Origin of the sequence: Billgrantia sulfidoxydans (assembly GCF_017868775.1) — a bacterium.
Taxonomy (GTDB): Bacteria; Pseudomonadota; Gammaproteobacteria; order Pseudomonadales; family Halomonadaceae; genus Halomonas; species Halomonas sulfidoxydans.
Genome location: NZ_CP053381.1, coordinates 1,263,710 through 1,287,586, shown reverse-complemented (window position 1 = coordinate 1,287,586; position 23,877 = coordinate 1,263,710). Strand labels below are relative to the sequence as shown.

Annotated in this window: 19 protein-coding genes and 1 riboswitch; of the genes, 9 read left to right on the top strand and 10 right to left on the bottom strand. The window is 66.9% G+C overall.

Going from position 1 to position 23,877, the window contains the following annotated elements; translation table 11 throughout:
- Positions 1 to 3 precede the first annotated feature (3 nt).
- From arcA to HNO51_RS06045, 3 genes are all read right to left on the bottom strand, one after another.
- A complete protein-coding gene (gene arcA / locus HNO51_RS06055; RefSeq protein ID WP_197450141.1) occupies positions 4 to 1,251 on the bottom strand; it encodes an arginine deiminase in 1,248 nt (415 codons plus the stop codon).
- 113 nt (positions 1,252 to 1,364) lie between these two features.
- Entirely contained in the window at positions 1,365 to 2,804 is a 1,440-nt protein-coding gene (locus HNO51_RS06050; protein ID WP_197450140.1) for a YfcC family protein, read from the bottom strand.
- A 130-nt stretch (positions 2,805 to 2,934) separates the two neighbouring features.
- On the bottom strand, positions 2,935 to 3,579 hold the full coding sequence (locus HNO51_RS06045) for a class I SAM-dependent methyltransferase (protein WP_197450139.1): 645 nt from the start codon (positions 3,577 to 3,579) through the stop codon (positions 2,935 to 2,937).
- Between the two features lie 67 nt (positions 3,580 to 3,646).
- Between HNO51_RS06045 and HNO51_RS06040 the strand changes: the two genes are divergently transcribed.
- The 7 genes from HNO51_RS06040 to HNO51_RS06010 all read left to right on the top strand — a co-directional run bounded on the left by HNO51_RS06040 (position 3,647) and on the right by HNO51_RS06010 (position 13,099).
- On the top strand, positions 3,647 to 4,039 hold the full coding sequence (locus tag HNO51_RS06040; RefSeq protein ID WP_197450138.1) for a VOC family protein: 393 nt from the start codon (positions 3,647 to 3,649) through the stop codon (positions 4,037 to 4,039).
- A 67-nt stretch (positions 4,040 to 4,106) separates the two neighbouring features.
- A complete protein-coding gene (locus HNO51_RS06035) occupies positions 4,107 to 4,481 on the top strand; it encodes a DUF4870 family protein (protein ID WP_197450137.1) in 375 nt (124 codons plus the stop codon).
- Positions 4,482 to 4,484: 3 nt separating this feature from the next.
- Complete coding sequence (locus tag HNO51_RS06030; RefSeq protein ID WP_197450136.1) at positions 4,485 to 5,414, top strand: lysophospholipid acyltransferase family protein; 930 nt, start codon at positions 4,485 to 4,487, stop codon at positions 5,412 to 5,414.
- Positions 5,415 to 5,474: 60 nt separating this feature from the next.
- On the top strand, positions 5,475 to 8,840 hold the full coding sequence (locus tag HNO51_RS06025) for a hypothetical protein (protein WP_209538753.1): 3,366 nt from the start codon (positions 5,475 to 5,477) through the stop codon (positions 8,838 to 8,840).
- A gap of 52 nt (positions 8,841 to 8,892) precedes the next feature.
- Positions 8,893 to 9,024: riboswitch (TPP riboswitch) on the top strand.
- A 79-nt stretch (positions 9,025 to 9,103) separates the two neighbouring features.
- Positions 9,104 to 9,772, top strand: coding sequence for a thiaminase II (gene tenA / locus HNO51_RS06020; protein ID WP_197450134.1), 669 nt, complete (start codon positions 9,104 to 9,106; stop codon positions 9,770 to 9,772).
- Between the two features lie 39 nt (positions 9,773 to 9,811).
- The gene (gene thiC, locus HNO51_RS06015) at positions 9,812 to 11,701 is read left to right on the top strand and encodes a phosphomethylpyrimidine synthase ThiC (protein ID WP_209538752.1); all 1,890 of its coding nucleotides are present in this window, start codon (positions 9,812 to 9,814) and stop codon (positions 11,699 to 11,701) included.
- A 135-nt stretch (positions 11,702 to 11,836) separates the two neighbouring features.
- Positions 11,837 to 13,099: a PDDEXK family nuclease gene (locus tag HNO51_RS06010; RefSeq protein WP_209538751.1), complete on the top strand. Its 1,263-nt coding sequence runs from the start codon at positions 11,837 to 11,839 to the stop codon at positions 13,097 to 13,099.
- Positions 13,100 to 13,160: 61 nt separating this feature from the next.
- Here HNO51_RS06010 and HNO51_RS06005 read toward each other — a convergent pair whose 3' ends face one another.
- Both HNO51_RS06005 and HNO51_RS06000 read right to left on the bottom strand, forming a co-directional pair.
- Complete coding sequence (locus HNO51_RS06005; RefSeq protein ID WP_197450131.1) at positions 13,161 to 13,664, bottom strand: porin family protein; 504 nt, start codon at positions 13,662 to 13,664, stop codon at positions 13,161 to 13,163.
- A 112-nt stretch (positions 13,665 to 13,776) separates the two neighbouring features.
- Positions 13,777 to 14,706, bottom strand: a complete 930-nt coding sequence (locus HNO51_RS06000; RefSeq protein ID WP_197450130.1) for an EamA family transporter — start codon at positions 14,704 to 14,706, stop codon at positions 13,777 to 13,779.
- Between the two features lie 160 nt (positions 14,707 to 14,866).
- On the opposite strand from HNO51_RS06000, the gene HNO51_RS05995 reads away from it, so the two are divergent.
- Positions 14,867 to 16,045, top strand: a complete 1,179-nt coding sequence (locus tag HNO51_RS05995; protein ID WP_197450129.1) for an acetate/propionate family kinase — start codon at positions 14,867 to 14,869, stop codon at positions 16,043 to 16,045.
- Positions 16,042 to 18,216, top strand: a complete 2,175-nt coding sequence (pta, locus tag HNO51_RS05990) for a phosphate acetyltransferase (RefSeq protein WP_209538750.1) — start codon at positions 16,042 to 16,044, stop codon at positions 18,214 to 18,216. The genes HNO51_RS05995 and pta overlap by 4 nt, the downstream gene beginning before the upstream one ends.
- Here the strand turns inward: pta and thiO are convergent.
- The 5 genes from thiO to HNO51_RS05965 form a co-directional block, all read right to left on the bottom strand.
- On the bottom strand, positions 18,142 to 19,326 hold the full coding sequence (thiO, locus tag HNO51_RS05985; RefSeq protein ID WP_197450127.1) for a glycine oxidase ThiO: 1,185 nt from the start codon (positions 19,324 to 19,326) through the stop codon (positions 18,142 to 18,144). The two genes, pta and thiO, sit on opposite strands and share 75 nt — an antisense overlap.
- Before the next feature lie 105 nt (positions 19,327 to 19,431).
- The gene (locus HNO51_RS05980; RefSeq protein ID WP_197450126.1) at positions 19,432 to 20,256 is read right to left on the bottom strand and encodes an ABC transporter permease; all 825 of its coding nucleotides are present in this window, start codon (positions 20,254 to 20,256) and stop codon (positions 19,432 to 19,434) included.
- Positions 20,257 to 20,259: 3 nt separating this feature from the next.
- The gene (locus HNO51_RS05975) at positions 20,260 to 21,525 is read right to left on the bottom strand and encodes an ABC transporter permease (RefSeq protein ID WP_197450125.1); all 1,266 of its coding nucleotides are present in this window, start codon (positions 21,523 to 21,525) and stop codon (positions 20,260 to 20,262) included.
- 96 nt (positions 21,526 to 21,621) lie between these two features.
- On the bottom strand, positions 21,622 to 22,683 hold the full coding sequence (locus HNO51_RS05970) for an ABC transporter substrate-binding protein (protein WP_209538749.1): 1,062 nt from the start codon (positions 22,681 to 22,683) through the stop codon (positions 21,622 to 21,624).
- Between the two features lie 69 nt (positions 22,684 to 22,752).
- Positions 22,753 to 23,874: an ABC transporter ATP-binding protein gene (locus HNO51_RS05965; protein WP_209538748.1), complete on the bottom strand. Its 1,122-nt coding sequence runs from the start codon at positions 23,872 to 23,874 to the stop codon at positions 22,753 to 22,755.
- Positions 23,875 to 23,877: the final 3 nt, after the last annotated feature.

Sequence of the window (23,877 nt, the reverse complement as noted above, 5' to 3'; positions counted from 1 at the left end):
CGGCTAGTAGTCGATCGGATCGCGCACAATGGGGCAGGTCATGCAATGACCGCCGCCGCGCCCACGGCCCAGTTCGCTTGCGTCAATGGTGATCACCTCCACCCCGGCCTTGCGCAGCAGGGTATTGGTGTAGGTATTGCGGTCATAGCCGATCACTACACCGGGTTCGATCGCCACGACGTTGTTGCCGTCGTCCCACTGCTCACGCTCCGACTCGAACCAGTCGCCCCCTGTCTCGACGACACGCAGCGCCTTCAGGCCAAGCGCTTCGGCAACGACGTCCAGGAACGGCAAGGTTTCGCGGCGCAGGTCAATGCCGCCGGGCTTGCTCTCGTCGGAGCGCAAGCTGAATGCCACGATTCCCTGCACCACTTCAGGAAACACCGTAGCCAGGTCGCGATCGCAGAAGCTGAACACGGTATCCAAATGCATGGCGGCACGGGATCTTGGCAGCCCCGCGACAATGATTCGCTCAGCGGCCTCGGCTTCGAAGAGAGACTGGGCCAGTTGACCGATGGCTTGTCGCGACGTGCGTTCGCCCATGCCAATCAGGACGATGCCCTTGCCAAGCGGCATCACGTCGCCACCCTCCAGCGTGGCCAGCCCATGATAGCGCTCAGGGTCGCCATACCAGGTTCGAAACTCCGCGTCGGTAAAGGAGGGATGGAAGCGATAGATGGCCGTGGTCAGCAGCGTTTCCTGCCGCCTGGCCTCCCAGTACATCGGGTTCAGCGTGACCCCGCCATAGATCCAGCAGGTCGTATCGCGGGTAAAGACGGTATTTGGTAGAGGCGGTAGGAGGAAGCTCGAGTGCCCCAGGTAATCACGAAACATCTTCAATACTTCCGCCCCTTCCGTCTCGGGAAGATCGGCACCCGAAATGCCGCCGATGAGATAGGTCGCCAGCTGCCTTGCTTCCATGTCGTCCAGCCAAGCGCGAACTTCGTCTGCGAGCCCGACCCCGACGAGATCGGGAGTAATCTTGCGATCCAGCACCCATTTCCTTGCATCAGCGCTTTTCAAAATGTCGGTCAGCAGGTTGTGCATCTCCAGCACTTCCACCCCACGCTCACGCATCTTGGTCACGAAATCGAAGTGGTCACGCTTGGCCTGGCTGACCCACAGCACGTCGTCGAACAATAGCTCGTGGCAATTGCCCGGCGTCAGGCGCTGGTGGGCGAGCCCCGGCGAACAGACCAACACCTTGTGCAATTTGCCGACTTCGGAATGTACGCCTAGCTGAATCGGCATGGGGACGTCTCCTTTCGCATGTCTCGCCAACGGTTCCGTTAGCGGCTAACCGCCTCGTTACGCCTCGAACTGGCAGGCGGCCGTGCACGCCTGATTCGATACCTTGCAGTGCCTCACCCCAGCATTGCCGCCAGACTCAGACAGCCGAGGATGACCAGAGTAAGAATCACCAGCAGCGGCCACATGAAGCGCAGCCAGCGTTCATAGGGCACACGCCCTATCGCCAACGCCCCCATGACCACGGCAAAGGTCGGATTGATCAGGTTGACCAGGCCATTCGCGGATTGGTAGGCCGTCACGACCAGGTCTCGCCCTACTCCCGCAAAGTCGGCCATAGGTGCCAGCACGGGCATGCTCATTACGGCCAACCCCGAGGAAGAGGGAACGAAGAACGACATCATGATTTGCAGCCAGTACATGACGTTGATGAAGGCAACGTTGGAAAGGCCGCTCACCCGCTCCTCGGACCAATGCAGGATGGTATCGGTGATGAGGCCGGCATCCATGATGACCACGATACCCCGCGCCAGACCGATGATCAGTGCCACGCCCAGCAGCTCTTTGGCTCCGCCGACGAAAGACTCCACGAAACGCGCCTCTCCCAGGCGAGCCGTCACGCCGATGACCAGACTGGACGCCAGGAACAGCGCCGTCATCTCTCCCATCCACCAGCCGGCCATCAGCACTCCCCACACCATGATCAGGAAAGTGGCGGCAAATAGGGCGAGCACCAGCATGCGAGTACGCGTGAAAGGAAGTTCTTCCGCGCTCCGCTGGCTCAGGAAATATTCTCGATCCGCTTCGCGCTGGTCGCCGACGATGGAAACCTCGGGGTTTCGTTTGACCTTGGCCGCGTAGCGCATCACATAGAGGACGGTGGCGACGAAGCACAGCACCAGGATCATCAACCTGAGGGTCAGACCGTCGGTGAAGGGTATGCCGGCAGCATCGGAGGCGATGACCGTGGCAAAGGCGTTGACCGTCGAGCCCAGCACCCCGACCCCCGCCCCCAACAGAATGATCGCCACTGCCGTCACCGAGTCGTATCCCGCGGCAATGATGATGGGGATCAACAGCATGTAGAAGGCCAGCGTCTCCTCGGCCATTCCATACGTCGTGCCGCCCAGAGCGAAGAGCCCCATCAGCAGCGGAATCATCCACTTTTCGTGGCCTGCCATACGCTTCATGGCACGCCCGATACCGGCATCGATGGCACCGGTGGCCGTGACTACGCCGATGAAGCCCCCAATGATCAGAACGAACAGGGCAACGTCGATCGCGTTGGCCTCGTAGCTGCCGGGGTCGTACAGGCCCGCTACGGGCGCCATCAGCACGTCCCAGGCATTCTGCGGGTTGGCCTCGACCTGCTGATAGCTACCCACCAGGGTGACCTCGCGCCCCAGCGACTCGTCGTATACCCTCTCGTACTGACCTGCCGGCACGATCCAGGTCAGTACCGCCGCCAGGATCGTCAAGCCGAACAGAATGGTAAAGGCCGTCGGAAAACAAAACCGCTTCTCGCTCTTACTGGCTACCACCTCCGCGTTACCCATGTTCCCTCCCCTGGCATCGCCATGCTGTGCGGGACATGTCCGCCAAGCGCAGCAAGACTGCGGACACGCTTGCCTGCCCTATGACTCTAGGTCAGTCGCGGCAAGGGAAAATTGATGGGCATCAAGAACCTCAGCGAACCGAACGCTGCTGGAGCAGCGCCACGTCCGCAGCGGGAAACTCGACGCTCATGCCGAGCCGCTGCGCCAGCCACTCGAAGCTCGCCTCGCTGAAAAAACACACATGGGTGGGGTCGAGGATGTAGTGCCAGCGGGCGAAGGCCGCCTCGTCGGTCATGCGCTTGGTCATCAGCCCCAGCCAGCCCCCTTCGGGCAGCATGGCCGCAAGACGCTCGAGCTCACGGCCCGGCTCGAACAGGTGCTCCACCACCTCGGTGGCGGTAACGAAATCGTAGCGGCGCTCAAGCACGGCGGGGTCCGGCGCGTAGAACGGATCGTAGATCGCCATGGGGTGGCCCGCCTCCTCGAACATCAGCGACAACGTCGGGCCGGGGCCGGCACCGAAGTCGAGGCCACGGGCACCCGGCGTCAGACGACTGCGCAGGGGCACGAACAACCGTGCCAGGAAGCGCCGGTAGCCGGGATCGTCGGGGTGGTTCTCGTGCTGGTCGTAGACCGCTTTTTCCTGCTCGGGCGACAGGTGCTGCTCCGGTGGTACGAATGCCAGCCGGCAGTTCCCGCAACGGTAGTAGTCGCGCCTCGCGTCGCGGTGAAAAAGTCGCGAATCGGGGGATGCGCATAGCGGGCAGGTCGGCATCGTCGTATCCTTTTGGGCCTGGCGAACCATAGCTTACAGAAACCGCATCACAACGAGGAGGCCGGCAATGCTGTCAGGTCTGGACCACCTGGTCATCACCGTGACCGACATTTCCCGCGCCGTGGACTTCTACTCCCGTGTGCTCGGGCTCGAGGTGCGCTATCGCGATCGCGAGCGAGTCGACCTGATGCTCGGCGACATCGCCCTGCGCCTGCATTGGACGGCCACCGACATCGAGCCGCGCGCCGCCACCCCCACGCCGGGCAGCCTCGACCTGTGCCTGCGCAGCCTGCTGCCGCTGGACGAGGTCCAGCGCCACCTGGCGGCGCTGGATGTCGAAGTCGAGCTCGGCCCGGTCACCCGCCAAGGCGCCAACGGCCCTATCGAGTCGCTCTATCTGCGCGACCCCGATGGCAACTTGCTGGAGATCAGCCGCCCGCTCAAGGAGGCGCTCGAATAGACGCCTCCCTGGCAATGTCGCCCACGGCCGGTATCATTGACGCAAACCATGAACGACTGGATGCCTCATGAACGAAAGTCCCGAGAGCCGCAGCGTCATCGATTCGGGCGGCGCGCCCGACACCACCCTGCCCATCGTCGTCTATGCGCTGTTCCTGGCAGGCATCGTCACCGGCGGCCTGACCATGCTGGTCGGCGTGGTGATCGCCTACGTCTATCGCGGTGAGGGACCCCATTGGTTCGATGAGCACTATCGCTACCAGATCCGCACCTTCTGGCTCGCGCTGCTCTACTTCGCCATTTCTGCGCTGCTGATGCTGGTATTGATCGGCTTCGTGACCTGGCTGGTGGTGGTCGTCTGGCTGGTGATTCGCTGCGTCAAGGGCATCAAGCGCCTGCAGGAGCAGCGTGCCCCCGACAATGTGGATGCCTGGCTGATCTGAGCCATGAGCGAGCCGCAGCCACCCACCGCCACCGTGCAGGGCCGTGCCATCGCCATGCTGTGGCATATCCTGGCCCGCTACCGTCCCGCCATGCTCTGGCGGCTGGCCCGCATCGCCGGCCCGCTGGTGCATCGCTTCAGCCGCCGCGAACGCGAGGTCACCGAAACCAACCTCGCCGAGGTCTACCCCGACCAGGGCGCAACCGAACGTCGCCGGCTCGCCCGGCAGAGCCTGACCCACTCCACCGCCACCATGCTCGAACTGGGCTTCGCCTGGATGGGCGAGCCGCAGCGGGTCGAAGGGTCGATTCTCGAGATTCACGGCCGCGAACTGCTCGACGAAGCCCGCGCCGAGGGGCGCGGCGTCATCGTCCTGGCCCCGCACTTCGGCAACTGGGAGGTGCTCAACTTCTGGCTCTCGAGTCACTTTCCGTTCACCGCCATGTACGAGCCGCCCAAGATCGCCGAACTCGACCCGGTGATACGCCAGGGCAGAGAGCGCATGGGCGCGAGCCTGGTACCGACCAACCCGCGTGGCGTCGCGGCCCTGCTCAAGGCGCTCAAGCGCAGCGAGGCCGTCGGCATCCTGCCGGACCAGGAGCCCGACTGGGGCAGCGGCGTGTTCGCCCCCTTCTACCATCGCCTGGCCTACACCGCGACTCTGCTGCCCAAGCTGGTCGCGCGCACCGACGCCCGGGTGGTCACCGGCGTGGCCCGGCGTCTTCCCGGCCGCGGCTTCGCGATCCACTTCCTCGCCGCCGACGAGCGCGTCTACTCGACCGACGAGACGCAATCGGCCACCGGTGTCAACGCCTGCGTGGAGGACGCCATCGCCCTGGATCCGGCCCAGTACCAGTGGGAGTACAAGCGCTACCGCAAGGTCATCGAGGAGCAGCAGGGCGTACCGAATCACAAGACGTACCGCCTCTACTGAACGGCCCTACCGCCGTTCGCAGCGAGGAGATTGCATGCCTCAGGGACGAGGGAGCCGCGCATGACCCGAACCACGCCACTCGGGGCGCTGGCAGGGTTTGTCACGTTCGCGGCGACACTGTATGTGCTCTATCTGGCTGTCGCCAACGCCCTGCTCGCCAGCGACTGGGCCCGCCGCCAGTTCGACCGTGAGCCACGGATCGCGCTCGAGTGGAAGCGCGCCTGGACGCTCTTTCCCGGCCACCTCACGATCACCGAGCCCCGCCTGTCCGGCACTGGCGGCGGGCGCCGCTACGCGCTCGTGGCCGAGCGCGCCAGCCTGGTGCTTTCACCTGCCTCGCTGCTGAATCGCCAGCTGCGCCTTCATCGCCTCGACGCCGAGGGCGTTCGCCAGGTTCGCCTGGGTGCGTACCGCCTGCGGGGCAGCGGCCACCTGCACCTGAGCGGCGTCGTCTGGCGTGACGGTGAGCTGGCCGCGAAAGCCATGGCAGGGCAGTGGGAACGAGCCACCATCTTTCAGGACGATACGCCACTGGTGGAGAGCGTGGCGCTTGACGCCGACCTCGAACTCGCCCCGCTGGCGTTGAAGGACCATGCCGGTAGCCAGGCGGCGCGCTTCATCTCCGGCTCCCTTGACCTGGCCGGCCGAAGCGACGCCTACGACCTCTTCAACCCCTACCTCGCCGACCTGGGCTGGCTACAGATCGGCGGCCACGGTGTTCTCGAAGTCGAACTGACCGTCGTGAACGGCGAGGTGCAGCCGGGCAGCCGCCTGCGCCTGGACTCCCCTCGCCTTTCCGTCCAGCTCGACGAGCGGCGCTGGCTCGAGGGTGGCACTCGTTACCGGGTCGACGGCAGTGGCACAGTGGAAGTCAACGTCGAAGAGCACGCCCGTCTCGCCCTTGCCCTCGGCGCCATCACCATGCGCGATGCCACGCCCGGCGCCGCTTCTCGGCCTGCCCTGCTGAACGGCGAGGGTTTCCGGCTAACGCTCGAGACTGCCGGGCTGCACCTGCATGCGCCGCCGGACGAGCTCCAGCATGCCGAACTACGCTGGCACGACGCTGAAGCGCCGGACATCGCCGCCTTCGATCACTATCTCCCGCCACCGGTACCGCTCGAGCTGAAGGGCGGCTCGGCAAGGCTGCAGGGCGGGCTCGCCTACGACGCCGAACGCCTCTCCGGCAGCTTCGATCTGAGCGGCGACCGCATCGCCCTGCGTCTCGGCGAGCAGCCGCTGAGAGGACGGCTCGACCTGCACCTGCCCATCGCCGAACTCGACGTGACCCGTGGCGTGGTAAATGTCTCGGGTACCCGCCTCGACCTGGAGGCCGCCGCCCCGGGCGAGGTGCAGCCGCTCACCACGACGCTGGCGCTGCCCACCGCTCGCGTTCGCGCGCCACAGGCATGGAGAGCGCTGAACGGCGGTAGCCTGCTCAAGGGCGATCCGTCCTGGTCGGCGGAACTGGCCCTGCACGGTCGCCTTGCCAATCTCGGCGTGCTCGACCCTATCCTGACCGAACTGTTCGACGGGCTCGACCTCGGGCTGGAGGGAGGCGGCCGGCTTTCTGGCACGCTGCACGTGCGCCACGGGCAGCCGCAGGAAGGGAGTCGACTGGAGGTACGTTCCGAAGCGCTCGGCGCTCGCTTCCTCGGCCACCACGCTCGCGGCGAGGGGGAGCTTCTCATCGCTGTGCAAGCCGGCGAGCCCCATCCCGAGGCGAGCGACGACCTCGCCGTCAACGATGTGGACCTCACCCGCTTGAGCGATGCTCGTCGGCTCTTCCAGGCCGATCACCTGGCGCTGACTGCCACGCTTCCGATCACGCAGAGGATCGCTCACTCCCCCACGGCGCGAGTGACTTGGCACGACGCCCGCATCCCCGATGCGAGCGTACTCAACGCCTATCTACCGGAGGGCGTGCCGCTGCAGCTGGACGGCGGCCAGGCCAGCAGCGACGGATCTCTCACACTAGAGGAGGCACGTGGGCGGGGGCGCATCAGCCTGGCGGGCGATGCCATTCATGGTCGTCTGCGGGGAACATCGTTCCGAGGTGCATTGGACGCCACCCTGGCATTGCGCGATCTCGACCCGGCCCGCCAGTTGCTGGACTTCTCCGGCAGCCGGGTGGAAATGATCGCCTCGGCGAACGACGGCGAGACACTGCGCACCCTGCTGGTGGCCCGCCAGGCACGCCTGCGAGGCGGCCTCGACTGGCCCGGGCGCGAAGCACACCGCAGGCCGCTGGCCGGCACGCTGCGGCTGGACGGCCTGCTCGACCGACTCGGTTTCCTCAATGCTCTCCTGCCCGAGGAGCAAGGCCTGTCGGTGCAGGGCAGCGGCAGGTTGCGCGCCGACCTCCATTTTGCCGAGGGGATGCCCTCATCCGGTAGCCGGCTCGAGGCCCACTCCGACCGACTCGCCGCCCGTTTCCTGCACTACGAGGCCTTCGGCGACGGCTCGCTCGAGTTGGAGGTCACCGATCCCGGCGCCACGCTGCATCTCAGCCTGCCCCGCTTCGGCCTGCGCCGCCAGGAGACCGAGGGTGCGCTGATCGAAGGGCGCCTGCTGGAGCTTCGCAGCCGGGCGCGCCACTTCGGGCTGCCCGAGGGCCTTCGCCAACTGAGCACGCACATCGACATGCCCCACGTGGTGGCGCCAGACCTCGCGGCCTTCAACGCCTACCTGCCGGAGGGTGGTGGCATCAGCCTGATCGAAGGCCAAGCACGCCTCGCCGCCCAACTGCACCTGGATGGCATGAGCGCCGCCGGCCACCTGGAACTGCGGGCGCCCCAGGCCCGCCTCGCGCTACATGACCAGATTCTCGAAGGCGAACTGCACCTGGCAACCCGCCTCGCCGATGGCGACCTGGAGACCCTCACCTTCGATATCTCCGGCTCTCGACTGGGCCTCGAGAACGTGCACCTGACCGATGACGGCGGCAACCTCACCCGTGGCTGGTGGGCCCGGCTCGACGTGCCCGAAGGCAACATGCGCTGGGAAACACCGTTGGCCCTCGACGCCCGGCTCGACCTGGCCATGCGCGACAGCGGCTTGCTGGTCCGCCTGCTCGTCGATGCCGCCCGGGAGCGGCGCTGGCTGCGCGAACGCCTGACGCTGGGCGAGGTGCACGGCGAGGCGAGAGTGATGCTGAACGACGATACCGTCCGAGTGGAGAACATCGCCGTGCAGGCCGGCGAGCGTCTGGAGCTGCTGGCCAACCTCGCCCTGCGCGACTCGCATCTGGCTGGCCGCGCCTTTGCCCGCTATGGGCCGCTGCGGCTGGGCATCGAACTGGATGGCGAACGCCGCCGCTGGCAGTTGCGCAACGCCCGGTCGTGGTATGCCGGCGGCCAACCCGCCAGCGAGCTGACGCTGCCCGATAGCGAGACCTGGTTCGAACGCCTGGAGGTGCCGACCGAATGAGCCAAGGGGTACGTATGGCTGGAAAGCGGCCAACGACCTGCTAGACTGGCCACAACGCTTGACGGGGTGCCGGTGGAACCGGCTGAGATCGCCATACGATATTCTGAATCAGAGTGTCGTCACGGCGGGGCCCGTTGAACCTGATCCGGCTCGTACCGGCGTAGGAATCAAGCGGTGACCAGGGCGCCAGTATTCCCTTCTCAGCCCTGTCCCACTCTTCTCCCCTTCGCCCGCACTCCGGATCCTTTCACACCGGAGGCCAGATGGGCTATCGCTTTACCGACCTGACCGACGCCTGCCACGACGACTGGCGCGCCTACATCGAGCACGGCTTCGTGCGCCGGCTGGGCAGCGGCACCCTCGACGAAGGCGCCTTTCGCCACTACCTGCAGCAGGACTACCTGTTCCTGATCCACTTCGCCCGCGCCTACGCCCTGGCCGCCTACAAGAGCCGCACCCTGAGTGATCTGCGCCAGGCCCATGAGGGGCTCAAGGCGATTCTCGACGTGGAGCTCGAGCTCCACGTGGGCTACTGCCGCGAGTGGGGCATCACCGAGGCGGAGCTGGCCGCGCTGCCCGAGGCCAGGGCCACCCTGGCCTATACCCGCTACGTACTCGATACCGGCAACCGTGGCGACCTGCTCGACCTCCACGTGGCGCTGGCCCCCTGCCTGGTGGGCTACGGCGAGATCGCCAACTGGCTGAACGCCCAGCCGGATACCGTGCGCGGCGACGCCAATCCCTATGACGCCTGGATCGCCATGTACGCAAGCGACGACTTCCAGGTCGCCATGCGTGCCGAGCTCGAGTGGCTCGACGCCCGCCTGGCCGACGTCACCCCGGCGCGCTTCGCCGAGCTGGCCGAGGTGTTCCGCGATGCCACCCGGCTCGAGATCGATTTCTGGCAGATGGGGCTCGACCACAGCCTCTGACGCCCCCTGACCGACAACAACCATCAAGGATCCTAACCCATGAGCAAGACCGCCCACTTCCTCGCCGAGACCGCCAAGGTCGACGAAGCCGCCATCCAGCCGCTGCCCGGCTCGCGCAAGGTCTACGTCGAAGGCTCGCGACCCGACATCCGCGTGCCCTTCCGCGAGATCAGCCTGTCGCCGACCAAGACCTCCGGTGCAGACGAGGAGAACCCACCGCTGCTGGTCTACGATACCTCCGGCCCCTACACCGACCCGGCGGCCAGCAATGATTTGCGCCGCGGCCTGCCCGAGCTGCGCCGCGCCTGGATCGAGGAGCGCGGCGACACCGAGTTCCTCGACGGCCCCACCTCCGAGTACGGCAAGCGCCGCGCCAGCGACCCCATGCTCGCCCCGCTGCGCTTCGACCTGACCCGCACGCCCAGGCGCGCCAAAGCGGGGAAGAACGTCACCCAGCTGCACTACGCCCGCCAGGGCATCGTCACGCCGGAGATGGAGTTCATCGCCATTCGCGAGAACCAGCGTCGGCAGGCGTTGGGTACGGCAGAAGTGGAGCGCATCCTCGGCCATCAGCATGCCGGCCAGGGTTTCGGCGCCAGGCTACCCGAAGAGATCACGCCGGAGTTTGTGCGCGCCGAGGTAGCCGCCGGCCGGGCAATCATCCCCTGCAACATCAACCACCCCGAGTCCGAGCCGATGATCATCGGCCGCAACTTTCTGGTGAAGATCAACGGCAACCTGGGCAATTCGGCGGTGACCTCCTCCATCGAGGAGGAAGTCGATAAGATGACCTGGGGCATCCGCTGGGGGGCGGACACCATCATGGACCTCTCCACCGGCCAGAACATCCACGAGACCCGCGAGTGGATCATCCGCAACTCGCCGGTGCCGATCGGCACGGTGCCGATCTACCAGGCCCTGGAGAAGGTCAACGGCGTGGCCGAGAATCTTACCTGGGAGGTGTTCCGCGACACCCTGATCGAGCAGGCCGAGCAGGGCGTGGACTACTTCACCATCCACGCCGGGGTGCTGCTGCGCTACGTGCCGCTGACCGCCAAGCGCGTCACCGGCATCGTCTCCCGTGGCGGCTCGATCATGGCCAAGTGGTGCCTGTTCCACCACCAGGAGAGCTTCCTCTACACCCACTTCGAGGAGATCTGCGAGATCTGCAAGCAGTACGATGTCGCCTTCTCGCTGGGCGACGGCCTGCGCCCGGGCTCGGTGGCCGACGCCAACGACGAGGCGCAGATGGCCGAGCTCAAGACCCTGGGCGAACTGACCCGCATCGCCTGGAAGCACGACGTGCAGGTGATGATCGAGGGCCCCGGCCACGTGCCCATGCACCTGGTCAAGGAGAACATGGACAAGCAGCTGGAGTACTGCGACGAGGCGCCGTTCTACACCCTCGGCCCGCTGGTCACCGACATCGCCCCGGGCTACGATCACATCACCTCCGGCATCGGCGCGGCGATGATCGGCTGGTACGGCTGCGCCATGCTCTGCTACGTGACGCCCAAGGAGCACCTCGGGCTGCCCAACAAGGACGACGTCAAGACCGGCATCATCACCTACAAGATCGCCGCCCATGCCGCCGACCTGGCCAAGGGTCACCCGGCCGCCCAGCGCCGCGACAATGCCCTGTCCAAGGCGCGCTTCGAGTTCCGTTGGGAGGATCAATTCAACCTCGGCCTCGACCCGGATACCGCGCGCGAGTACCACGACGAGACCCTGCCCAAGGACTCCGCCAAGGTCGCCCACTTCTGCTCCATGTGCGGACCCAAGTTCTGCTCCATGAAGATCACCCAGGAGGTGCGCGACTACGCCGCCGAGCACGGCCTCGACGGCGACGCGGACGCGGTGATGAAGGGCATGGAGGAACAGGCGGAGAAGTTCCGCCGGCAAGGTGCGGAACTCTACAAGGAGGTGTGAGCACCGCGACCTTGTCGCAAGACGATCACGCCGGCCAAGCGCCGGCGTGTTTTTTTGTCGCCACAGGCGACAGCATGGAGCGCTCGGATGTAGCCTGTAGAAATATGCAAGGAGAAGTGCGGAGGGAGCGAGCCCATGTCACACCTGCACGTCGCGCTGGTGACCGAGCGCCCCGAGGTAAGCCTCATTCCCATTCTGCAGTTGCGCCCACAGCGGATCGTGCTGATACCCTGCCAATCCCCCCCCCAGGCGACCGAGCGGCTGGCGATCCTGCTGCGTCACGAGCTGCCCCCCGGCACCGCGATCGAGACACACCCCAGACTTCCCGCCGACGAACCCGATCGCTGTGCCCGCTATGCCGACGAACTGGCCGAGACCCTGTATCGCCAGCAGTTCGACACGCCCACCCTCTCGGTGACCCTGGATGCCGGCGGCTGCAGCACGCTCATCGCCCTGCTGTTCCAGCAGGCCATGCGGCGCTGTTCCGCCGACTGGCTATACGTGGACATTCAGGCCGGTGCGCTCTACCGCATGGCCTGTGACGGCCCGGACTCCGCTCCCGAGGTCATGGCCATCGAGCCGGTGCTGGACGTCGACCGTTACCTGCAGGCCAACGGCCGCAAGCGTGTCCGGGCACTCTCCGACAGCGACGACTGGCGCCAGGCCTGCGCCCAGCGCAAGTCTCTCACCCGCTATCTCGCCCACCATGCCGATCGCCTGGCCGTCCTGCTCGGTGAACTGCACGACATGGTCCACGGCGAGGGAGGCGTGCTGGAGAGCGTCAACCGACAATCGGGGGCCCGGCTCCGGCCCGGCGCCGAGCGGCAATGGCTCAAGGCCGCGCCGAACTTTCCCGCCACCGATGCGCTGAAGGCCCTGCATGAGGCCGGCCTGCTGCGCTGGTCAAGCGACGCGCCGGAGGTCGTCGACATCGATTCCGTGGAGGCTGGACGCTACCTGGGCGGGGGCTGGCTGACGGAGTATACCTGGCTCAGCGCCCGGGAGGCCGGGCTGTCGCGCGTCTGCAGCGAGGCCCACATTCTCGACCTGAGCGGCCAGCACAACGGCGAACCCGTGGTATCGGACTGCCTGGCCGTGGAACGCAACCAGTTGCTGTTCATCGAATCCCTCATCGCCCGGCCCGGGACCAGAACCTGTGTCGAGCAGGGTCTGAAGCGGTTGCACGGCATGCTCAACCATTCGGCAGGGCTTGCCGCCACCCGGGTGCTGCTGGCCTGCGGTGAGTTCGATACCTCCCGGCAGCGGCTCACCGAGCTGCAGCGCCTGCAGGGCCTGCAGGTCGAAGTCGTCGAAAACCGGGAGCTCAAGCATCTCCCCGACCTGCTGGCAGGCTGGAAGGAGCAGGGAAGGTGGCCGGGAAGCGCATCGAGCCGCTAACGACGAAGACGCCCCCATGGCATCGGCCACGGGGGCTGGTCGGGACGTTACGGCAGGCGCCTCAGAAGCGATAGCGAACCCCGACGCTGGCGGCGTCGAAGGTGTAGTCGGACTTGTCCAGGTAGCGCATGTAGTCGGCGCCGACGGCCAGGTTGGGCGCTATGTCGAACTCGGCGCCACCACCGTAGGAGAAACCGCTCTCGCGGTCGGCATCGAAGTCCACCTCGGTGAAGCCCGCCAGGCCGTAGAGGCGAAACTCCTGGGAAACCGGCAGGATACCCTTGGCATAGGCGCCCACCAGATAATCCAGTTCGGTCGAGCCTTCGGAGCCGCCGGTGCCCAGGTGGGCCTCGGCGCCGAAGTAGTCGTTGAACTGCGCGCCGCCGTTGAGGCGCAGGCCCACGGAGTCGGCCGAAGAGCCCTGCTCGGGGTCGAGCTCCCAGAACATGGCATCGGCGCCGGCATAGGCGCGGGGGTACATCGGCATCTGATACTGCTGGGCCTGGGCCGAGGAAGCGAAGGCCGCGGTGAGCAGCGCAGCGGTGGAAACGGCAAGCAGTCTCATATCGTACCTCCATTAAGAAACAGTGTTTCCATACACCGACTCCAAGTCTGGTACAGAGTCGGGATACGCGCAAGACGAATCGTCCCGTACCAGGCTCGGCGCCGACGCTGACTCAGCGCGGCGACAGGCTGAGCACCACGATACCCCCCAGCACGATGGCCCCGCCGACCAGCTGCGTGACCGACAGCATCTGCCCCAGCACCAGGTAGCCCAGCAGCAGCGAAGCGACCGGTTCGACGTTCATTACCGGCGCGTTGCGCGCCATCTCCAGCCGCGGCACGCTGATGAACAGCACCGAAAAAGCCACGCTGTAGAGTAGCGCCAGTGCCACCAGCGCTGCCCAGCCGCTGCCGCTGCCGGGCAGCGCCATGCCGCCCGGTACCAGTTGCAGAGTGCCGGCTACGAGCATCACGACGAATACCGTGAGCATGGTCAGCAGGCTGCGCAGGGTACTGCCCACCTGGCCCAGGTGATGTTCGGTGACCCACAGAGCGACCGAAAAGGCCGTGGCCGCCCCCAGCCCGAACGCCACGCCGGGCAGCCACGCCGGCCCGAGCGTCGCGGGGCTCGCCAGCCAGGTCGGGACGTCGAGCACCACCACCAGGCCCACCAGGATCGCCGCCATGATCAGCGCCGCGCGCAGTGTCGGGCGCGGCCCGCCCAGCGCCCAGGTGATCAAAGCCAGCTGAATGGGAAAGGTGTTCATCAACAACAGCGCCACGACGACCGGGATCCGCGCCACCGCCGAATAGAGACACAGGCTCTGAATCGCGACCATCAGCCCCGCCAGCAGCTGCCAGGGGCGCGAGCCGGCCGGAAGCGCCAGGCGCTTGCCCTGCCACAGGAAGAGCGCCATCAGCACGACGAGCGCCGCGGCCGAGCGCACCAGCACGGCGAGCAGCAGCCCGGTGCCCTCGTCGAAGGCCAGGCGGGCCGCGACATGATTACCGGCGAACAGGGTGGCAACGGTGGCCAGCAGTAATACGGCGAGATGGCGCGGCAGCAGCGATGCGCTGCCAAGCGCCGCGGTGTCAGTCGACATGGCGGTTTCCTGCGGTCGGGAGCCGTCAGCATGCCAGCATTTTCGATAGACGACTAATAAAGGCCGCCTTGACCTGAAGCAGCACCGCGGACACCACCTGGATGATAGACTAAAGTCTTACGTCTATCCTGCCTCTACACCCATCTCATGCGGAGCCCCGATGAACGCCCCGGTCCTGGTCATCAATTGCGGTTCGTCGTCGATCAAATATGCCCTGGTGCCGTCCGTGCCGGATCAGCCGCGCCTGGCCGGGCTGGCGGAGCGCCTGGGCAGCGGTGACGCCCGGCTCACGGGCATCGACAGCCGTGGCGACGCCTTTGCGCAGGCTCTCGGCGATGCGGGGCATACCCATGCGCTGGAAGCCATTCTCGAGCGCCTGGAGGGGCACCGGCCGGTCGCGGTGGGACACCGCATCGTTCACGGCGGAGAGCGCTTCACTCGCGCCGTCCTGATCGATGACGACGTGGTCGAGGCGATCGAGCGCACTTCGGCGCTGGCGCCGCTGCACAACCCGGCCAACCTGGCGGGGGTGGTCGCCACGCGCCGGCTGTTCCCCGACCTGCCCCAGGTGGCGGTGTTCGACACCGCCTTCCACCAGAGCCTGCCGGAGCGGGCCTACCGCTATGCGCTGCCGGACGCGCTCTACCGTGACCACGCCATTCGCCGCTACGGCTTTCACGGCACCAGTCACGCCTACGTCAGCCGGCGTGCCGACCGGCTCGGCGGGCTCGAGGGTGGCGGCTGGCTCACCGCCCACCTGGGCAACGGCTGCTCCACTTGTGCCGTGTGGCAGGGCGAGAGCCTCGACACCAGCATGGGACTGACCCCGCTGGAGGGCGTGGCGATGGGCACGCGCAGCGGCGACGTCGACCCCGGCCTGCACGCGCATCTGTCGCGCCAGCTCGGCTGGTCGCTCGAGCGCATCGACGAGGTGCTCAACCGCAACAGCGGCCTGCTGGGGCTCTCGGGGCTGACCAACGACATGCGTGAGCTGGAGACGGCCGAGGCGCATGGGCATGCCGGCGCGGCGCTGGCCATCGAGGTGTTCTGCTACCGCATCGCCAAGTCGCTGGCCGCCCTCTCCTGCGCCCTGCCGCGCCTCGACGGCCTGGTCTTCACTGGCGGCATCGGCGAGAACTCCGCCCGTGTGCGCGAGCGGATCATCGGCCTGCTGCCCCACTTCGGCCTGCAGCTCAACCGCACCGTCAACAGCGAGACGACCCGCGGACGCGAGGGGCGTATCGATGCCGGGGGGCGCCAGCTGTGGGTCATACCCACCGACGAGGAGGGACAGATCGCCACCGAAACCCGCCAGCGACTGGATGAGGCCAACGCATGACACCGCACGACACCCGCCCACAGACCCAGGTTCTTTTGATGGTGCCGACCGGTGTCGGCGTCGGCCTGACTTCGGCCAGCCTCGGCCTGATGCAGGCCCTCGACACCATCGGCCTCAAGACCGGCTTCTTCAAGCCGTTCCGTCAGGACGAGCTCAACGGCCCCGGTCCCGACCGCTCCACGGCGCTGGTCGGTAGCACTCTCGGACTGCGCCCACCGGCGCCCATCGCCCAGGCCGACATGGAGCGCCTGCTGCGTCAGGATCGTCTCGACGTGCTGATGGAAGAGGTCATCGAGCTGTTCGACGAGGTCGCAGGCAGCCACGACGGCATCACACCGGACCTGATCGTAGTGGAGGGCGTGGTGCCCACCGCCCACGGCACCTACGCCACCCAGCTCAATGCCCACCTTGCCCATGCGCTCAACGCACGCACCATCCTGGTCGGCAGCGGTGACGCCGCCGCTCCCGAGGCGCTGGCGGAGCAGCTCGACATGCACGCCCGCGCCTTCGGCGGCGTGGGCTCGGCGCGCACCCTGGGCTGCATCCTGATGCGCATGCAGAACCTGCCCGGCGCCGAGGAGCCGGCGCTCGCCCCCGGCACCAGCAGTGTCGCCCTCGACGATGCCTTTCTCGCCGAGCTGCGCCGCCACTCGCCGGCACTGGCCACCGACCGCTTCCACCTGATCGGCGTGGTGCCCTACAACCCGGCGCTGACCGCGCCGCGGGTGGTCGACGTGGCGCGAGCCCTCGACGCGCGCTTCCTCAACGAGGGCGACGCCGCCAACCGGCGGGTGCTCTCCACCAGCCTGTGTGCCCGCAGCGCCGCCAACGCCCTGCACGTGTTCCGCCCCGGCAGCCTGATCGTCACCTCCGGCGACCGCGACGATATCGTGCTGGCCTCGGCGCTGGCCACCATGAACGGGGTGCCCATGGCCGGCGTGCTGCTGACCAACGGCTTCATGCCCAACGACAACATGATCGAGATGTGCCGGCCGGCGCTGAAGACCGGCATGCCGGTGCTGGCGGTGGATACCGACAGCTTCACCACGGCCAAGAACCTGGGCCGCATGGGCAACGACATTCCCATGGACGACCTGGAGCGTGCCGAGCAGGTGACGCGCTTCGTCGCCGGCCACCTGGACCTGCAGTGGCTCAAGGATCACCTGAGCCGCGGCTTCACCCGCCGCCTGTCGCCCTCGGCGTTTCGTCACCAGCTGGTCAAGCTGGCCCAGCGCGCCAGCCGGCGCATCATCCTGCCCGAGGGCAACGAGCCTCGCACCGTGGAAGCCGCGGCGATCTGCCAGCGTCGCGGCATCGCCCACTGCGTACTGCTGGCCCGTCGCGAGGAGGTCGAGGAGGTGGCGCGCAACCGCGGGATCGAGCTGCCGGAAGGGCTCGAGATCCTCGACCCCGAGCAGATCCGCAGCCGCTACGTGGCCGCCATGGTGGAACGCCGTCGCGGCAAGGTGAATGAGCTGACCGCGGAGGACCAGCTGCAGGACAACGTGGTGCTCGGCACCATGATGCTGCAGCTCGACGAGGTCGACGGGCTGGTGTCCGGGGCCATCCATACCACCGCCAACACCGTGCGCCCCGCCTTCCAGCTGATCAAGACCTCCCCCGGCTATCGCCAGGTGTCGTCGATCTTCTTCATGCTGCTGCCGGAACAGGTGGTGGTCTACGGCGATTGCGCGGTCAATCCCGATCCCGATGCCGAGGCACTGGCCGAGATCGCCATCCAGAGCGCCCGCTCCGCCCAGGCCTTCGGCATCGAGCCGCGGGTGGCGATGATCAGCTACTCCACCGGCGAGTCGGGCAGCGGCGCCGACGTCGACAAGGTGCGCCAGGCCACGCGCCTGGCCCGCGAGCTGGCGCCGGACCTCTTGATCGACGGCCCGCTGCAGTACGACGCCGCCGCCATCGAGAGCGTCGGCCGGCAGAAGGCGCCGGACTCTCCCGTGGCCGGCCGTGCCACGGTGTTCGTCTTTCCCGACCTCAACACCGGCAACACCACCTACAAGGCGGTGCAGCGCAGCGCCCGGGTGGTCAGCGTGGGCCCGATGCTGCAGGGCCTCAACAAGCCGGTCAATGACCTCTCACGCGGTGCCCTGGTCGACGACATCGTCTACACCATCGCCCTGACCGCGATCCAGGCCGCACAGCGCAGCTGAACGCGCCCGGCGCCGGCCCGGGCGATAGGGCGAGGGGTCGACGAGCGGGTCGCGCTCCAGCAGCAGATCGACGAGCAGCCGGGTCGCCGCCGGCGCCAGCACCAGACCGTTGCGGTAGTGCCCCGCGTTGACGTAGAGCCCCTCGAGGCCGGGCACGGCGCCAATGAACGGAATGCCGTCCGGCGCCCCCGGGCGCAGTCCGGCCCAGTGGTGTTCGACCTCGCACTCGGCCAGGGCCGGCAACATGGCCACGGCGCTCTGCCACAGCGAATCGCGCGCCTCCTCGGTGGTGCGCTTGTCGAAGTCGACCTGCTCCAGCGTCGAACCGACCAGCACCCGGCCGTCGCCGCGGGGAATCAGGTAGCGCCCGTCGGCCAGCACCACGCGTTCGAGCAGCTGGCGGCCGCCCGGCATCGGCGGCGTGGTGAAGAGCATCATCTGACCCTTGACCGGCCGCACCGGCAGCGCCACGTCGTGCTCGGCGAGCAGCGCCCCGCTCCAGGCCCCGCCGCACAGTATCACCCGACCGGCAGCGATGCGCCCCTGCACGGTCTCGACACCGCAGGCACGCCCGCGCTCGACGACGAGCCGCTGCACCGCGGCCTGCTCCACCACCTCGACATTGGGCAGTGCTTCCAGCCGTGCGCGCAGCGCTCGGCACAGCCGCGGGTTGCGCACGCTGCCCAGGGTCGGCATCCACAGGCCGTCGTGAATCCCTTCGCCCAGCCAGGGCTCCTTGGCATAGATGAAAGACGCCTCCACTCGCTCCAGCGGCCAGCCCTGTCGCTGCGCCCAGGCGAATGCCCGCTCTCCGTCGTCCACGCGGAGGTAGAGCAGCCCCTTCTGGCGATACTCGATGTCGATCCCGGTGGTGTCGAACAGGTGCGCTGCCAGCACGCCGTATTCACGCTCGGCATGACGCGCCAGCTGCGATACCGGCTCGCTGTAGCGCCAGGGGTAGAGTGGCGAGACGATGCCGCCGCCGGCCCAGGAGGCTTCCTGGCCACAGCGGCCACGCTCCACCAAGGTGACGCCGTGGCCGGCCTCGGCCAGTTGGCTGGCGGTCAGCATGCCGATGACGCCACCACCGATGATCAGGAAATCGTTCACGCAGGGACTCCGACTCTCACGTGCCCGAGCGCCTTCACCCCCGGGCACCGACACGCCTGCGCCCCGCAGAACGGGGCGCAGTGACAGACGAATGCGGCGAGTGGCTCAGGGATTCCCCTTCAGTCTCTCGCTGCGCCGTCGCAGCAGCTCCATGGTAACCAAAAGCAGCGTCGAGATCAGGATCAGGATGGTGGCCATGGCGGCGATTGCCGGGCTGATGTTCTCGCGAATGCCGGAGAACATCTGGATCGGCAGCGTACGCTCGGTGGGGCTGGCGATGAACAGCGCCACCACCACCTCGTCGAACGAGGTGGCGAAGGCGAACAGCCCGCCCGAGACCACCCCCGGCACGATCTGCGGCAGCACCACGGTGAAGAACACCCGCACCGGGTCGGCGCCGAGGCTCGCCCCGGCGCGCATCTGGTTGAAGTCGAAGCCCTGCAGCGTAGCGTTGACGGTGATCACCACGAAGGGCACGCCCAGCACCGTATGCGCCAGCACCAGGCCGGTATAGGAGTTGAGCAGCCCCACCTGGGCGAAGAAGAAGTACATGCCCACCGCGACGATCACCAGCGGCACCACCATGGGCGAGATGAGCAGCGCCACGATCAGCCCCTTGCCGGGAAACTCGGCGCGGTTGAGCCCCACCGCCGCCAGGGTACCGAAGAGCATGGCCAGCAGCGTGGCCAGCGGCGCCACGATCAGGCTGTTCTTCAGCGCCGCCATCCACGCCGACGACGTGAAAATGGCTTCATACCAGCGCAGCGAGAAGCCCGGCAGCGGGTAGGTGAGGAAGGAGCCGCTGCTGAACGACAGCGGCACGATCACCAGCACCGGCGCAATCAGGAACAGCAGAACCAGGCCGCAGAACAGGCGAAACGTCCAGAACCACACTCTCTCCACCGGCGAGGCATAGGGGGGTAGCGCCATGGTTCAGCTCCTGATCAGTTGCTTGCGGTTCACCAGGCGGTGGTAAACCAGATAGAGCAACAGCGTGATCACCAGCAGCAGGCTGCCCAGCGCCGCGGCCATGCCCCAGTTGTTGGTGGTGTTGGTGTAGTAGGCCACGTAGTAGCTGACCATCTGGTCGGCAGGCCCGCCCACCAGCGCCGGGGTGATGTAGTAACCGAGCGCCATGATGAAGACCAGGATGGTACCCGCCGCCACGCCGGAAATGGTCTGCGGCACGTAGACCTGCCAGAAGGCGGCGAAGGGGTGGGCACCGAGCGATATCGCGGCGCGCTGGTAGCTCGGTGAGATGCCCTTCATCACGCTGTACAGCGGCAGCACCATGAACGGCAGCAGGATGTGCACCATGGCGAAGAAGACCCCGATCCGGTTGAACACCAGCTGCAACGGCGAGTCGATCAGCCCGATGTTGATCAGGCCCTGGTTCACCAGCCCGTTGGATTGCAGCAGGATGATCCAGGAGGCGGTGCGCACCAGCAGCGAGGTCCAGAACGGTAGCAAGACCAGGATCATCAACAGGTTGCTGGTCCTGGCCGGCAGCGTGGCCAGCAGGTAGGCCAGCGGAAAGCCCAATGCCAGGCAGATCAGGGTCACCCCGCCGGCGATCACCATAGTACGCTGGAAAACCGAGAGAAAGACTCGGTCCTGACTGTCGATGCGCTGGATCCCGCCCTCGGCGCCGCGCTCCAGGTCGAGCGAGGCCAGCAGGTAGCGATCGGTCGTGGTGGGCGCGGCACGCTGGATACCAAGCCAGGTGTCGGTCTCGCCCCAGGCGGGGTCGATCTCGCTCAGTATCGCGGCCCAGTCGGTATCGGTGTCGACCTCCCCGGGGGCTGGCAGGCCGCGCAAGGTCGTCATCAGCAGGCCACGGTAGCGGGTATCCTCGTAGTTGAGGCGCCGCCCGATGCGACCCAGGCCGCCTCCCTGGCGGGAATCGCGCAGCTCGGCGGCGAAGGCCGCCAGGGTGGCATTGTCCGGCAACCCGGTGCCATCCCAGTCGCGCAACCCCTGCGCCGTGAGCGGCATCACCGCATCCAGCTCGGTATTGTCGACGCTGCGCCACAGCATGCTGCCGATGGGCACGACGAACACGACGATCAGGAACAGCGCCAGGGGAGCCACCAGGCCGATGGCCTTCAGCTTGCGCAGGCGTTCGGCGCGGCGCAGCTGCGCCTTGAGATTGCCTCCAGGCTTCGTCGACGCCAGGGTGGCCGTCAGGTTCGCGGACATCGCCTTCCCCAAGAATCTCGCGCGGCGGCCCCAGTCCGAGCCGGGACCGCCGACGCACTCAGCATGGCAGCGGCAAGAGCCGCTGCCTCCCCTTCCTCAGCGCGCCGCCCAGGCGCTGAAGCGCTGCTCGAGCTCTTCGCCATGATCGACCCAGAAGCCGGTGTCGATGGCCAGCGCCCCGGCCATGTTCTCCTCGTGGGTCGGCATGCGTCGGGCCTGGGCATCGTCCAACTGCTCGATGGCGGCGGGGTGCACCGGACCGTAGGGAATCTCGCTGGAATAGACCGCCTGGTTCTCGGGCTGGCTGGCGAACTCGATGAACTGGTAGGCCTCGTCGACATGTTCACTGCCGGCCACGATGGCCCAGTAGTCGAGGTCATAGAGGCTCTCGTCCCAGACGATCTCGAGGTTGCTGCCCTCCTCCTGGGCAGCGGCGATGCGCCCGTTGTAGGCCGAGGTCATTGCCACGTCGCCCGCCACCAGCCACTGGGGCGGCTGTGCGCCGGCCTCCCACCACTGGATATGGTCCTTGAGCTCGTCGAGCTTGGCGAAGGCGCGATCGACGCCTTCCGGGGTCCTCAGCACCTCATATACCTCATCGACGGCGACGCCGTCGGCCATCAGCGCGAACTCAAGGGTGTACTTGGCGCCGCGGCGCAGCCCACGGGTGCCCGGAAACCTCTCGACGTCCCAGAAGTCGGCCCAGGAGGTCGGCGCGGCATCAAGCGCATCGGCGTCGTAGGCGAGCACCGTCGACCAGACGAAGGTACCCACGCCGCACTCGTCGAACGCCGCATCGATCAGCTGGTCACCCAGCCCCAGGCGCTGCCAGTCGATGGGCTCGAACAACCCTTCGAAGCAGCCGCGCACCAGTTCGGGCGATTCCATCTCCACCAGGTCCCAGCTCACGTTGCCGGTTTCGACCATGGCGCGAATGCGCGACAGCTCGCCGTTGTAGTCGCCCGGGGTCAGGTCGATGCCGGTCTGCTCGGTGAAGGGGCCGTAGTAGGCCTTCTGCATGGCCTCGCCAGAGGCGCCGCCGAAAGAGATCACGGTCAACGCCTGGGCGCTGGCCGACACCGCCAGGCCGAGGGTGGCGAGGCTGGCGATGGCGGCGCCGCGGCTGATGCGGGACAGTGGAAAGCGATGGTGCGTCATGTATCTTCTCCCGGCCTGGATGGCCTTGTTATTGATATGTTGCGGTCGGCGTGGGCGCCTTCCTGGGTCTCAGGAGGCATCGAGTGCGCGCACGTCCTCGTCTCGCCAGCCGAGCTCCACGAGATCGCCCGGCTGCATGTTGCCATCGAAATCGTCCACCGGCACACGGGCCATGAATTCGTCGTTGCCGGCCAACTCGCAGCGCACCCGCAGGTGGTCACCCAGGTAGATGAACTCACGCACGCGGGCCTGCAGGCGATTGGGCAGCCCCTGGGCGGAGCCGTTGAGCTTGACCCGCTCGGGGCGGATCGACAGCCGCGTGGGGTCTCCCGCCGTCAGGTCGGGAGCGATCAGCGCCCCGGTGCTGTAGCCGTCGCCGAAGCGCGCCCGGCAGCGGCTTCCCTCCACGGTTTCGATGCGCCCCGGCAAGGTGTTGTTCTCGCCGATGAACTGGGCGACGAAAGCGTTGGCGGGATGTTCGTAGAGGTTGCTCGGCGTGTCGATCTGCTGGATGACGCCGTCGTTGAACACCGCCACGCGATCGGACATGGTCAACGCCTCGCTCTGGTCATGGGTGACGAAGACCACGGTGAGACCCAACTGCTCGTGGAGGTGTTTGATCTCCAGCTGCATCTGCTCGCGTAGCTGCTTGTCCAGCGCCCCCAGCGGTTCGTCCATCAGCACCAGCTGCGGCTCGAACACCAGCGAGCGAGCCAGTGCCACGCGCTGCTGCTGGCCCCCGGAGAGCTGGGTGGGACGACGCCTGGCGAAATCGCGCAGCTGGATCATGTCGAGAATACGCGCCACCTTGCGGTCAGCTTCCACGGCCGGCATCTTGCGCGTCTTGAGCGGGTAACGGATATTCTCTTCCACCGTCATATGCGGAAACAGCGCATAGTTCTGGAACACCATGCCGAAGTTGCGCTTGTGGGGCGGCACGCTGTTGAGACGCTGATCGCGCAGGAAGATGTCGCCGCTGGTGGGCACCTCGAAGCCGGCCAGCATCATCAGGCAGGTGGTCTTGCCCGAGCCGGAGGGGCCAAGCAGCGTCACGAACTCCCCCTGACGAATCGTCAGGTTGAGGTCCTTGACGACCAGAATCTCGCCATCGTAGGTCTTTTGTACCCCTTCGAAGGTAATCAACGCTTGGGAGGGATGGGCACTCGATTCGCTGATCTTGTTGTGAGGCATCGT